The sequence below is a fragment of the Neobacillus sp. SAB-20_R2A genome (assembly GCF_049568635.1).
Lineage (GTDB): Bacteria > Bacillota > Bacilli > Bacillales > Cytobacillaceae > Neobacillus > Neobacillus citreus.
Window position 1 is genome coordinate 3,075,001 of the sequence record NZ_CP145895.1, and the last position, 12,945, is coordinate 3,087,945.

General features: G+C 42.6%; 8 protein-coding genes, 2 rRNA genes and 3 riboswitches (1 of these 13 only partly in view). Of the genes, 2 read left to right on the forward strand and 8 right to left on the reverse strand.

Annotated elements, in window-relative coordinates:
• From V5M37_RS14995 to V5M37_RS15015, 5 genes are all read right to left on the reverse strand, one after another.
• Positions 1 to 983, reverse strand: a 23S ribosomal RNA gene (locus tag V5M37_RS14995) (it extends 1,952 nt beyond the left edge of the window).
• A 196-nt stretch (positions 984 to 1,179) separates the two neighbouring features.
• Positions 1,180 to 2,729, reverse strand: a 16S ribosomal RNA gene (locus V5M37_RS15000).
• The 16S and 23S rRNA genes sit together here, the layout of an rRNA operon.
• A 505-nt stretch (positions 2,730 to 3,234) precedes the next feature.
• Positions 3,235 to 4,623, reverse strand: coding sequence for an amino acid permease (locus V5M37_RS15005; RefSeq protein ID WP_423797990.1), 1,389 nt, complete (start codon positions 4,621 to 4,623; stop codon positions 3,235 to 3,237).
• Between the two features lie 169 nt (positions 4,624 to 4,792).
• A riboswitch (glycine riboswitch) is annotated at positions 4,793 to 4,852 on the reverse strand.
• A gap of 2 nt (positions 4,853 to 4,854) precedes the next feature.
• Positions 4,855 to 4,955: riboswitch (glycine riboswitch) on the reverse strand.
• 174 nt (positions 4,956 to 5,129) lie between these two features.
• Positions 5,130 to 5,909: a hypothetical protein gene (locus V5M37_RS15010; protein ID WP_423797991.1), complete on the reverse strand. Its 780-nt coding sequence runs from the start codon at positions 5,907 to 5,909 to the stop codon at positions 5,130 to 5,132.
• Between the two features lie 32 nt (positions 5,910 to 5,941).
• Positions 5,942 to 7,123 carry a methyltransferase domain-containing protein gene (locus V5M37_RS15015; RefSeq protein WP_423797992.1) on the reverse strand — a complete coding sequence of 394 codons (1,182 nt, stop codon included), beginning with the start codon at positions 7,121 to 7,123 and terminating at the stop codon, positions 5,942 to 5,944.
• Positions 7,124 to 7,324: 201 nt separating this feature from the next.
• On the opposite strand from V5M37_RS15015, the gene V5M37_RS15020 reads away from it, so the two are divergent.
• Together V5M37_RS15020 and V5M37_RS15025 are read left to right on the forward strand one after the other, a co-directional pair.
• Entirely contained in the window at positions 7,325 to 8,218 is an 894-nt protein-coding gene (locus V5M37_RS15020; RefSeq protein WP_423802625.1) for a permease, read from the forward strand.
• Between the two features lie 13 nt (positions 8,219 to 8,231).
• A complete protein-coding gene (locus tag V5M37_RS15025) occupies positions 8,232 to 9,098 on the forward strand; it encodes a TIGR03943 family putative permease subunit (RefSeq protein WP_423797993.1) in 867 nt (288 codons plus the stop codon).
• Positions 9,099 to 9,167: 69 nt separating this feature from the next.
• Here V5M37_RS15025 and V5M37_RS15030 read toward each other — a convergent pair whose 3' ends face one another.
• The 3 genes from V5M37_RS15030 to V5M37_RS15040 all read right to left on the reverse strand — a co-directional run bounded on the left by V5M37_RS15030 (position 9,168) and on the right by V5M37_RS15040 (position 12,088).
• Positions 9,168 to 9,383 (reverse strand): hypothetical protein, encoded by a 216-nt coding sequence (locus V5M37_RS15030; protein WP_423797994.1) that lies wholly within the window; start codon positions 9,381 to 9,383, stop codon positions 9,168 to 9,170.
• 28 nt (positions 9,384 to 9,411) lie between these two features.
• Positions 9,412 to 9,499, reverse strand: a riboswitch (cyclic di-GMP riboswitch).
• Positions 9,500 to 9,668: 169 nt separating this feature from the next.
• Positions 9,669 to 10,871 (reverse strand): metallophosphoesterase family protein, encoded by a 1,203-nt coding sequence (locus V5M37_RS15035; protein WP_423797995.1) that lies wholly within the window; start codon positions 10,869 to 10,871, stop codon positions 9,669 to 9,671.
• A gap of 341 nt (positions 10,872 to 11,212) precedes the next feature.
• Complete coding sequence (locus V5M37_RS15040; protein WP_423802626.1) at positions 11,213 to 12,088, reverse strand: alpha/beta hydrolase; 876 nt, start codon at positions 12,086 to 12,088, stop codon at positions 11,213 to 11,215.
• Positions 12,089 to 12,945: the final 857 nt, after the last annotated feature.

Genomic DNA, 12,945 nt, shown 5'->3' on the forward strand with positions numbered 1-12,945 from the left:
CGGATAAGTCATTGGCATTCGGAGTTTGTCTGAATTCGGTAACCCGATGAGGGCCCCTAGTCCAAACAGTGCTCTACCTCCAAGACTCTAACTACGTGAGGCTAGCCCTAAAGCTATTTCGGAGAGAACCAGCTATCTCCAAGTTCGATTGGAATTTCTCCGCTACCCACACCTCATCCCCGCACTTTTCAACGTGCGTGGGTTCGGGCCTCCATCCAGTGTTACCTGGACTTCACCCTGGACATGGGTAGATCACCTGGTTTCGGGTCTACGACTACATACTAATTCGCCCTATTCAGACTCGCTTTCGCTGCGGCTCCGTCTCTTCAACTTAACCTCGCATGCAATCGTAACTCGCCGGTTCATTCTACAAAAGGCACGCCATCACCCATGAACGGGCTCTGACTACTTGTAGGCACACGGTTTCAGGATCTCTTTCACTCCCCTTCCGGGGTGCTTTTCACCTTTCCCTCACGGTACTGGTTCACTATCGGTCACTAGGGAGTATTTAGCCTTGGGAGATGGTCCTCCCTGCTTCCGACCGGATTTCACGTGTCCGGCCGTACTCAGGATCCACTCAGGAGGGAACGAAGTTTCAACTACAGGGCTTTTACCTTCTATGGCCGGCCTTTCCAGACCGCTTCATCTACCCCGTTCCTTTGTAACTCCATGTTGAGTGTCCTACAACCCCGAAAGGCAAGCCTTTCGGTTTGGGCTGTTCCCGTTTCGCTCGCCGCTACTCAGGGAATCGCGTTTGCTTTCTCTTCCTCCGGGTACTTAGATGTTTCAGTTCCCCGGGTCTGCCTTCAATACCCTATGTATTCAGGTAAAGATACTGCTCCATTACGAACAGTGGGTTTCCCCATTCGGAAATCTCCGGATCGGCGCTTACTTACAGCTCCCCGAAGCATATCGGTGTTAGTCCCGTCCTTCATCGGCTCCTAGTGCCAAGGCATTCACCGTGCGCCCTTTCTAACTTAACCTAAAAGGTTTTACTTACTCTTAAAAATAAGAGAGAAAAACTAAAATGGCGATTACTCGGTTCTTACTTGGTTACTTCTTCTTTTACGATTATCTAGTTTTCAAAGAACGAAAGTTTTGAGAGATTATTCTCTCAAAACTAAACAAACAAGAAACAGTCAACTTCTTATCAGTCCATAAGGACTGCATTATCCTTAGAAAGGAGGTGATCCAGCCGCACCTTCCGATACGGCTACCTTGTTACGACTTCACCCCAATCATCTGTCCCACCTTAGGCGGCTGGCTCCTTGCGGTTACCCCACCGACTTCGGGTGTTACAAACTCTCGTGGTGTGACGGGCGGTGTGTACAAGGCCCGGGAACGTATTCACCGCGGCATGCTGATCCGCGATTACTAGCGATTCCGGCTTCATGCAGGCGAGTTGCAGCCTGCAATCCGAACTGAGAATGGTTTTATGGGATTGGCTCCACCTCGCGGCTTCGCTGCCCTTTGTACCATCCATTGTAGCACGTGTGTAGCCCAGGTCATAAGGGGCATGATGATTTGACGTCATCCCCACCTTCCTCCGGTTTGTCACCGGCAGTCACCTTAGAGTGCCCAACTGAATGCTGGCAACTAAGATCAAGGGTTGCGCTCGTTGCGGGACTTAACCCAACATCTCACGACACGAGCTGACGACAACCATGCACCACCTGTCACTCTGTCCCCCGAAGGGGAAATTCCTATCTCTAGGAGTGTCAGAGGATGTCAAGACCTGGTAAGGTTCTTCGCGTTGCTTCGAATTAAACCACATGCTCCACCGCTTGTGCGGGCCCCCGTCAATTCCTTTGAGTTTCAGCCTTGCGGCCGTACTCCCCAGGCGGAGTGCTTAATGCGTTAGCTGCAGCACTAAAGGGCGGAAACCCTCTAACACTTAGCACTCATCGTTTACGGCGTGGACTACCAGGGTATCTAATCCTGTTTGCTCCCCACGCTTTCGCGCCTCAGCGTCAGTTACAGACCAGAAAGCCGCCTTCGCCACTGGTGTTCCTCCACATCTCTACGCATTTCACCGCTACACGTGGAATTCCGCTTTCCTCTTCTGCACTCAAGTCCCCCAGTTTCCAATGACCCTCCACGGTTGAGCCGTGGGCTTTCACATCAGACTTAAAGGACCGCCTGCGCGCGCTTTACGCCCAATAATTCCGGACAACGCTTGCCACCTACGTATTACCGCGGCTGCTGGCACGTAGTTAGCCGTGGCTTTCTGGTCAGGTACCGTCAAGGTACCGGCAGTTACTCCGATACTTGTTCTTCCCTGACAACAGAGCTTTACGACCCGAAGGCCTTCATCGCTCACGCGGCGTTGCTCCATCAGACTTTCGTCCATTGTGGAAGATTCCCTACTGCTGCCTCCCGTAGGAGTCTGGGCCGTGTCTCAGTCCCAGTGTGGCCGATCACCCTCTCAGGTCGGCTACGCATCGTCGCCTTGGTGAGCCGTTACCTCACCAACTAGCTAATGCGCCGCGGGCCCATCTGTAAGTGTCAGCCGAAACCGACTTTCAACCTTCCCTCATGTGAGGGAAGAAATTATCCGGTATTAGCTCCGGTTTCCCGAAGTTATCCCAGTCTTACAGGCAGGTTGCCCACGTGTTACTCACCCGTCCGCCGCTAACCAGCGGGACTTGCGCCCCAGTGATTCGCTCGACTTGCATGTATTAGGCACGCCGCCAGCGTTCGTCCTGAGCCAGGATCAAACTCTCCAATAAAGTTGAGTTGATTAGCTCAAAAAGTTACGTTGGCTCATGTTCTTCATTTATTATATAGAAGAAACACGATCATTATTGTTTGTTGACGTTTTTGTTTGTTTAGTTTTCAAAGAACTATCAATGCTTTTGTCTTTCGTTTTTTCAGAAGCGACAATGACTATCATATCACATTTCTAACAATCTATCAATCATCAATTTTTTTCCAATTGAGATTGACCGGAACACTCTGTTTAAGAGCGACTTTCACATCATAACATCATTGTTATTTTGATGCAACAGAAAGTTTTTTTCAATACATCATGATTTAAAAGCTTACCCAATGTATTTCAGTCACCTGATTGGCGACAGAAATTACAATTTATCTCTTTTTCAGATTGTTATCAACAAGTAATTATTTCCATAACAATTAATAAGCATTAGGTAAAAAAACACTAAACTCGAAAAAGAAAGAGTTTAGTGTTTTATTTTTTCCTATAAATAGTCCACACAATTTCACTAGTTCTAATTAATTTTCTACTATAGGCCCACGATTCACTTCATCCGCTTTATTTATTTTCGTTTTTTGCATTTTATAAATCACAATCAGCAAAATAAACCAAACCGGAGTGACAAATAAAGCAATACGGGTATCCTCTGCCAGTGCAAGTACGACAAGTACGAACGCAAGGAAAGCTAGGATTAAGTAATTAGCAAATGGATAAAACGGCATTTTAAACTTGTTTGCTTTCGCTAAATCCGGTCTTGTTTTACGATATTTTAAATGGGTAATAACAGTAATTCCCCATATAAAGATAAAACACACAGTAGAAACACTAGTGATCAGTGTAAATACTCCTTCAGGCATTATATAGTTTAAAGCAACGCCAATTAAAATAACAACAGTTGAGAAGAACAATGCATTGGAGGGTACTTTACGTACAGTAAGATTAGAAAGTGATTTTGGTGCATTATTATTTTTTGCAAGTGAGTATACCATACGGCTTGTACTAAAGATGGCACTATTACATGCCGAAGCTGCAGATGTGAGAACAACAAAATTGACAATACCTGCTGCTGCTGCGATACCAACTGCCACGAATACTTGGACAAATGGACTTTCGGCTGGTTTGATTGCGTTCCATGGATAGATGCTCATAATGACTAAAAGGGCACCAATGTAGAAAATGATAACACGAATAGGGATATTATTGATTGCTTTTGGAATCACTCTTTCCGGGTCTTCTGTTTCCCCAGCTGTAAGTCCTACAAGTTCAATGCCTACGAACGCAAAGACGACCATTTGGAATGAGAGGATAAAACCATTTATGCCATTCGGGAACATCCCATCATGGCTCCATAGATTCGTAAAACTCGATGGACCTGAATCTGTAGAAAAGCCCTTAAAAATCATAAAAATACCAATTACAATGAGTGCTAGGATGGCGATGACTTTAATTAATGCAAACCAGAATTCCATTTCACCAAATAGTTTTACGGTTGCAAGATTCATCATGAGTAAAAAAACGAGGGCAATTAATCCTGGCATCCACTGTGGCACATGGGGAAACCAATATTGAGTATAAATTCCAACTGCTGTCAAATCCGCCATTGCAATCGTAATCCAGCAAAACCAGTAGGTCCATCCGGTGATAAAGGCAGCCATATTACCAAAATAATCTTGAACAAAATCAACGAAAGAATGATAGTTCAAATTGCTTAAAAGCAGTTCTCCTAATGAGCGCATGATTAAAAAGCAAATGACGCCTGTAATCATATAAGCAAATAAAATCGATGGTCCAGCTAAGTGGATCGACTTTCCCGCCCCGAGAAATAAACCTGTACCGATAGCCCCGCCAATAGCGATTAGCTGCACGTGCCTGTTTTTTAATCCTCTAGCCAATTTTTGTTCCTGCATATCATTTTCCCCTCCTGATGCTGGCAATTTTAATATCCAAAATAGGTTTCATAAATCTGCATAAAAAAGCGCTTTCATTTTTTCTTTTAAATATCCAGCCCCTTTATTTACTTATTCCCATCTTTCTCAACCAAAAAAGGACAGAGAAAAATAGGGGTTCTCCTACTTTTCTCTGTCCTTTTACCTGAGAGTTTGACTCCTTTGGCGGCCCATGGGCTCTCTCCAGAGATGCGTCCTATTATGGTCCTTTTACCTGAGAGATTGATACCTGATTTTTGGAATTTGCTCCTTCGGTGCTAAACGATGCGTTTAGTCTCTCCCATAATATTCATCCGCTAATATGAATTTAATCTCATATTAGTTTATCAAATAAACAATGTCAATCGAATATTCAGAATATATATAATTCAGGAAAAATTCCTTATTATAAAAATAAGATTGATTGCCCAGATATAAGGAGTTTTTTTCCATTGAACACTTCTGCTCTGGCTTATAGTTCAACCCAATCAATCTACGTTTAGTATCTTTTGTAATTGTAGAAGTATAGTGATAAACTCCTTTGAGTCATGGTAAATTTGTTCCTGAGAATGGGCTGTATTGTTTCGTAATTCCTCAATTTTTCTGAAAAATTCCTTGCATTGACTATTTGATTCAAAGCCTAGCAGCTCGACTAATTTTGGCGTTTTCCGAATGATCGTGCCTTTATCAGATAACTGTAAATTGTCCACCAAAGTCAGGGCTTCATTTTTTGCTAACCGCTCTTCCAAAAGCTCTTTTGCTTTGGTTAATCTTGATTCTGTTAACTTATCAGCCCAGCTGCCATCCGGATAAAATTCTTTAATCACTGAACTGATGTACATTTCCAGAAGTGAAACAAAACTAAAAGCCAACATCCTTATTGGCTGCTTTTGCAAATCGGCCACCGTGACGATCCTGGTAACTTTGTTCTTTTCAAGGATAAAGGTGAATTCTCTCTCCTGAAAAATATCCAGCAAATCAATCAAAGAAGTGGAATCTGAGATAAGGTTATCGGCATGAAAATCCTCAACAAACTCACTTATTTTTCCTTCTTTTTTTATATCTTCTCTTTTTACGTATCCAATAAGTTTTCCGCCCTGTTTAACCCCATAAATATCAAAATCGCAATCAAACATTTCCTTTTTAACAGCGACTGCATCATCATCCGCCTCACATGTCTTGATCTCTTCTGAAAGCAATTCCACAGTCAGATTATTTTCATAGATATCTCTTAATTTCCGATAACCTTTTAGGGCATTGGATTTCAACCATGACTCCCCCTTCCTTATAAATGAAGCTTTTATTCTGGACGGTCTTTCAGGCTGTTGTACTTTACAATCGGTCCGAGGTGACTGAACTGCCCGGCTGCCTGCTCCATTAGCAGCTCTGCCTCTCCGTATGTCCCGGCAGGAAGAATGTCCAACTGACGATACCCCATATTACCATAGCAATAGACGAGCAGAAAATCATTCGTTTTCCAAACTTCAAAGCGATACATAAACCAGTGGTTAGGCACAGCCAAATACTGTCCAGATTGAAATGTTTTCACTCCTAGTCGGTGGAAGGCAAACTCTGCATTCACCGTGGTATAGGATTGGCCAGCCTCTAATATGAGCGGCTGATTTTTCGAATATAGGTGTTCCATCCCTTCCAAAGTGGAAAGTCCTGTTTCTTTTTTTGTCGCTACGATGACAGGAGATTGCTTTTTTGTTCTAAATTCATAATAGTCGATGATCTCACTGTCACTCCATTGTACATGGAGATTGGCTTCTTTTAGCAAATTGGCCCACTTCCCGACATCTGCCGGGCTTTCCAATCGCTCACAAGAGAGATAGGTTCCGTTCGGGGTTAAAAAGAAGTCAACGATTTGCAAATACCAGCTGTCACCAAACGTTGGTTTTTCCTTCAGGTGGTCAGGGAGCGACCAATAGTTTTGAATGAAAATGGGCCCCATAATCTCATGAAAGCTGCGTACCGAAATAATCATATCAAAAGAATGCTTAGAAAAATGGTCGAGGAGCTCCATAAAGCCGATTTGATAAAAACTCACGTTTGAGAGCCCTAGTTGTTTGGCCAACTGCCGGGCACACTGGATTCCGTTTTCCGACTGGTCGACTCCGACGATTTCCGTATCAGGAAAAAGCTGTGCATACCAGCATGCCGACAATCCATTATCACACCCGATTTCCAAAATTCTCTTTGGCTTTAATTCCTTTTGCTGGCTTACCCAGGTGAGCAATGATTTGTGAAAGGACATCGTCCACGATTCTGCCCCTAAACTAAATGGCAGGGTTTGATTCTTCACATCATATATGTTCCCTTTTCTTTTGCGGGAAATAAGCGGTTCCAGTTCCTCTGCCAAGACGGAATCTATAGCAGTGACGTGCTTCCAAAAAGCGAGCTTGCTTTTGCATTCTTTGATTCCGAGTGAATTAAAATAGTCGCCAATATTGGGTTTCTTTTGTTTCGTCTCAATTGACATACAATAATCTCCAGTTTATCTAAATTATTACTTAATATTAAGACCAGGTTATAAATGTTTAGTTTTATGATAATCGGTTTTTACGATTTTTTCAAAAGATTTATTAATTCGGTTAAGACATTTCCCACTTCTGGAAACGAAAAACATTATCATTTGCCATTATTTCTGTTATAATTTTGTATGCTTTTTAACTGAGGTTTCATTACAGGAGGATCTCCTATGAATCAATTGTTACAATTAAACACGATATTTATTAGTATAATAATAGAAGCAATTCCTTTTATTGTGATCGGCGCGTTTGTTGCGGCACTGATCGAAGTGTTTGTTTCGGAAAATATGATTGTCCGCATCATGCCGAAAAATAAGATTCTTTCGGTGATAACTGCTAGTTTCGTAGGCGCAATATTTCCAGGCTGTGAATGCGGGATTGTTCCCATTACGAAAAGATTAGTTGAAAAAGGTGTGGCCCTTCCGGCCGCGATTTCGTTTATGCTCACCGGACCGATTATCAATCCGATTGTTCTTTTTTCAACGTATATCGCCTTTGGTAATAGCTGGACGATGGTTTGGTATCGTGCCGGGTTTGCCATCGTGGTTTCGATTTTAGTTGGGATTGTTCTTTCTTTCGTGGTTAAGACAAACCAGTTAAGGCTGAATGCGGATGAACATGTTCATGTCCATGACCATTCGAAACAAAATACGAAGCAAAAATTGGTCAGCGTGATCACTCATACCATCGATGAATTTTTCCACGTCGGGAAGTACTTGGTGATGGGTTCGTTAATCGCTTCAGCGATGCAAACATTTATTCCGACTTCTACGTTAGCGGCACTTGGTCATTCCAAAGTAGCGGGTGTTCTTGTCATGATGGCGCTGGCGTTCATTTTATCAATTTGTTCTGAAGCGGATGCGTTTGTTGCTTCGTCTTTCAGAAACACATTTTCACAAAGTTCAATTGTGACATTCTTGGTGTTTGGTGCGATGGTTGACATCAAGAACCTGCTGATGATGTTCGGGACGTTTAAGCCAAAATTCGTCATCCTGCTTGTTTCGTTAATTTCAGCATTCGTATTTATCGGTTCACTACTACTCTAAAGGAGGGAAGAAAATGTTTCGCGTCGTGATTTTATTATTGTTTACCAACTTGTTTTTCTATTTGCATTTATCAGGAAACATTTCGAAGTATATTAATATGAAGTATTCCTTTCTTTCCTACAGTATGATTTATGCCCTATTCTTCCTAACTATTGTAGAAGGAATCAGATGGTACCTTAAAGAGAAAAAATCAGAGATAGAATTGGAATGTCATGAATGCCATCACGATCATTCACATGACCATAAAAAGCCTTCTTTTGGAAAAAAGCTAAAAAGAACGGTTTCGTATACGATGATTGTCCTTCCAGCTTTGACAGGTGTGTTTTTGCCGGTAGCGACCCTAGATTCACAATTAGTTAATGCCAAAGGATTTAGTTTTCCTACGTTAGAGGACGGGGCCGACCGTTATGGCATGCATCAAATATTAAATCCCGACATGAGTAAATTTATGGGCCAGGATGCATTTACGGATTTAGTCAAAAAGGAATTCAAATCGTATAAAGGAAATGACCATATTACCTTAACAGATGAGGACTATTTAAAAGGTCTGGAAGTCATCTACAACTTTTCCGGGGAATTTGTTGGGAAAACCATGACGATGAAGGGTTTTTCATATAACGGTCCGGGATTAAACGGTAACCAAATCTTTTTATTCCGATTTGGGATTATTCACTGTATTGCCGACTCTGGTGTGTTCGGAATGATGATTCAATTCCCTGAAAATGTCCACATCCCAAATGATCAGTGGTACGAAGTAACGGGAACGATGGACACGATGTATTATCAACCTTTTAAAATGAAAATCCCTATTTTAAAAGTGACGGATTATAAAATCATCGAGCAGCCGAAAGATGCTTATGTTTATCGGAATAGTTTTTAAAATAAAAAAGAAAGCTCCAAGCACTTTAAAAAGTCCTTGGAGCTTTCTTTTTCGAGTGGCTTCTGTGCTCTAGTCAGAAAAGACGGAGTGGAAAAACGCCTTTCTTCTATCGTAGCGTTCTAAGGCAACCAAAAATAACCTTCTTTTCAACAATTCATTTTCTAACAATTTATAATTTTTGTCGGCCATTTTTAGTAAAGCGGTAATGTACCCCTCTATAATATTTTCATCACTAAGTTCCACCACATCCATTTCAAGTTCGTTGTCATAAGCAAGTGTAGTCACATGAAATCCCCCTAAAATATCTACTATTTTAGGCAGCTCAGCCATCCTAGTTTCATCGAACCCTTAGACCTGTAGCTTTGCGTCCCAATCTTTCGAGTGGTTTGCCTTTATCTAAATAAACTAATTATTTATATTATATTACAATTTTTTCAAATATTACATAACAAAATTATTTCTGGTAAAAATGAACCAGACGATGCATAGGGACGGTTCTTATGCCTCATTTTTGCTAGAAATTGAGGTGCGAGAACCGTCCCTATGCTTCATATTAAAATTAGCTTTTGATCACTTTTTCTTTTTGCTTTCATCTATCGGTGCAGGCGCAGTACTTTGGTCATTGGCAGTCAAATCGATGCCATAATCTTTAGCAAACACCATATGAGTTTCCACTAGCACATCCTTCGTGTTTTCATCTAAATTGAAAACTCTGGCACCGCGCAATCTATTTCGGTCAGCCCCCGTTAGTCCGTATGCGCCAAAACCTGTGCTGCCAGAATAGCCAAGCAAGATTCCATAATAATTACCCATATATGTATTGACATGGTCGTGTCCACAGAAGACCCCTTTGACATCCCCTCTTTCCAGCATGGCCGAAAACATTCCGCTGTTGATTGGACCCGGGCATTCCTCTTCATTTCTTTCGCCCACAATATTGTGTTTAATCAAGGCCTTTGCGTGATGAGCATCCGTTCTTCCGTCAACACTTCCAAACCACATAAATCTGTGCTCCCAAAGCGGTATATGAATAAATACTAGCGATGGAACTTTATGCCCCCATTGCTGTTCCAGTTTTTTTGACGTCTCATAATACCAGCTGACTTGGTTCATACGGAGCCAATCCCATGTCGGGTATCCTTGAAAATCTTGACCCGCAATTGTATCAGGAGCATATCTTCCACTGTCAAGCAGCCAGAGGTTGAACGCCGCATCCGTCCCTTTTGAATTTTTGATAAGAAGATTCATGTTTCCAGTACCTGTAATGTCTTTTACCCCAGGTGTGTTCATATTGTATCGGTAAGACATATAAATACCCAGCATGTCCTCCTCATTTAGACCGCTTTTTGGGGTGGAATCCTCATCATGGTTTCCGTATGTAATGGCCCACTTAATCCCTCTTTGCTCCATCGGCTTCGCCACATTGTTGATGGCTTGTTTCATTTCGATAGGTGTGTCACAGCCCCCAGTGATGTTGTCTCCGTTAAGGACTACAAAATCTGGTTTCTCTGTATCAAGAACTTTTTCCATCAGCTGTATGGTACGGCGGTCAATATTTTCATCATCCTGTGTATCATTAAACTGAACAATCTTGAATTTGCCGTCTGGATTAAATTGAAGCTTCATATCATCATTTAATTCGGCATAGGCTGTCCCAGTAAACAAATCTTTTGGAAGGCCGGCTGCTCCGAGTGTTAAAGCAAGTGTACCTATTCCCCCGATTTTGATAAATTTCCTTCTGTCCATCTCTTTTTGTGAATCCAGATTACTCATAACAAAACCTCCTCTAGTTTTTTAAGTTCACAGTTTAAAAAATATATCTATTACTAACATAGCAAGGAGATTTTAATTCTCTGTATAGGTTATGTAAATTGTTGATTATAAATTGGTAAAGAATTCTAGACAAAGATAATTCACCTAATGATTATGAAAAAATCCATTAAAAAGAATTGTAAAAATCACACCAAAATTCAGGTGCTAATAGAAAAACAGAGTAGCCACTGATAGGACCACCCTGTTTTCATTTGATTATTTTAAGGTCAATTTTAGAATGGTTTAATTAAATACATGCTCTTCCAGTTTTGATTTAGCCTCCTAAAAAATCTGCAATATATCTATCTAGTTTTTATAGCATTAAATGCATCCTTCAAGGCATTGGCCGCCTGGTTGATGGCGTTATGTGCTTCCGTCAGCACCCCTGGCATCCAGAAGAAACCGTGAATCATTCCGTCATAGCGTGTCGATTCCACCGGTACGCCTGCTGCTTTCAGCCGTTCCGCATAGGCTTCCCCTTCATCTCGCAACGGATCAAAGCCTGCCGTAATCACCAGCGCTGGCGGAAGTCCGCTTAAATCCTCTGCCAATAATGGCGAAGCATACGGATTTTGGCCATCCTCTTCATTACGTAGATAATGATTCCAGAACCAGACCATTGTATTTTTTGTTAAAAAGTAACCCTCTGCATTATCACGATAAGAGTCCGTGTCATAAGCGTGATTGGTAACTGGATAAATGAGCATTTGATAGGCAAATGAAGGGCCTTCCTGTTCACGAGCCATCAAGGCCACAACCGCAGCAAGGTTTCCGCCCGCACTGTCACCGCCTACGGCAATTCGCTCGGCGTCTACTTGAATGGATGCAGCATTTTCCGCCACCCATTTAGCAGCAGCATACGAATCCTCAGCGGCAGTTGGGAATTTGTGTTCCGGCGCCAAGCGGTAATCGACGGATACGACAACACATCCAGCTCTGTTTGCTAACATCCGGCAAGGCACGTCAACAGTATCCAGGTTGCCGATAACCCAGCCCCCGCCATGGTAGTAAACCAATGCAGGGAATGGCCCTTCACCCGCCGGCGTGTAAATGCGGACAGGGATTTCCCCTCCCTGTACCGGAATGGTCCTGTTTTCTACTTTGGCTACCTCTTCAGGCGCGCCCGCTAATAGACTAAAATCACCCATCCTGGCTAGTTCAGGGGTAAGCTGCTCCATAGGCGGGGCACCTGCGGACTCTAATTGTTTTAAAATAAACCATGCTTGAGGATCAATGTTTGACACGAAAAATCCCTCCTTCACTTTGCTATCATCCGTGCTATTATCTGCTAGCACAGTGGTAAACCCTTCATAGCCTCTTGCTGCAACATCATCACATATTAATCGATACAGCCCGACTCCTCCGGCAAAGGCAAGGAATCCGCGCGGCTTACCGTCAATATTCGCACCCATGTACCAGGAATCTGTTTTAGTTAGCAGAGACATGTCGGCAATAGCGCGGCATTGATGGCTCCAAAATGCTTCCGCCTCTTCAGTGGCCTCAAATGCTTCCAAATGATGCTCACGAAGATAATCAATGCAATCGGCAACCCAATCCACATGTTGCTCAATCGAAACCATCATGTTGCTTAGTACGGATGGGCTTTGCGGACCGGTCAGCATAAACATGTTCGGGAAGCCGGAAGTGGCTAGTCCAAGATAGGTCTTTAACTCGGCGCCGTCTGCCCACTTATCCTTGAGCGAGACACCGTTTTTTCCACGAATATCAATTTTAAATAAAGGTCCTGTCATGGCATCAAAACCAGTCGCAAACACAAGGACATCTAATTCATACTCGTTGTCTGTCGTTTTGATTCCATCAGGTGTAATTTCCATAATTGGCGCTGCCTTAATATCGACAAGTGAGACATTTTCTCGGTTGTAGGTTTCAAAATAGTTGGTATCTATGATAGGTCGTTTAGTAGCGTAGTAGTAGGTCGGCATTAACTTTTGTGCTACTTCGGGGTCATGAACAATTTGCTTAATCTTGGAGCGGATAAAGGATGCGGCGGTGTCATTCGACTCTGGGAGTATGG

Bases quoted from the DNA above. Each gene is read 5' to 3' on its own strand.
- V5M37_RS15015 (WP_423797992.1), bottom strand. From the start codon at position 7,123: ATGTCAATTGAGACGAAACAAAAGAAACCCAATATTGGCGACTATTTT.
- V5M37_RS15025 (WP_423797993.1), top strand. From the start codon at position 8,232: ATGTTTCGCGTCGTGATTTTATTATTGTTTACCAACTTGTTTTTCTAT.
- V5M37_RS15040 (WP_423802626.1), bottom strand. From the start codon at position 12,088: ATGGAGCAGCTTACCCCTGAACTAGCCAGGATGGGTGATTTTAGTCTA.
- V5M37_RS15005 (WP_423797990.1), bottom strand. From the start codon at position 4,623: ATGCAGGAACAAAAATTGGCTAGAGGATTAAAAAACAGGCACGTGCAG.
- V5M37_RS15035 (WP_423797995.1), bottom strand. From the start codon at position 10,871: ATGAGTAATCTGGATTCACAAAAAGAGATGGACAGAAGGAAATTTATC.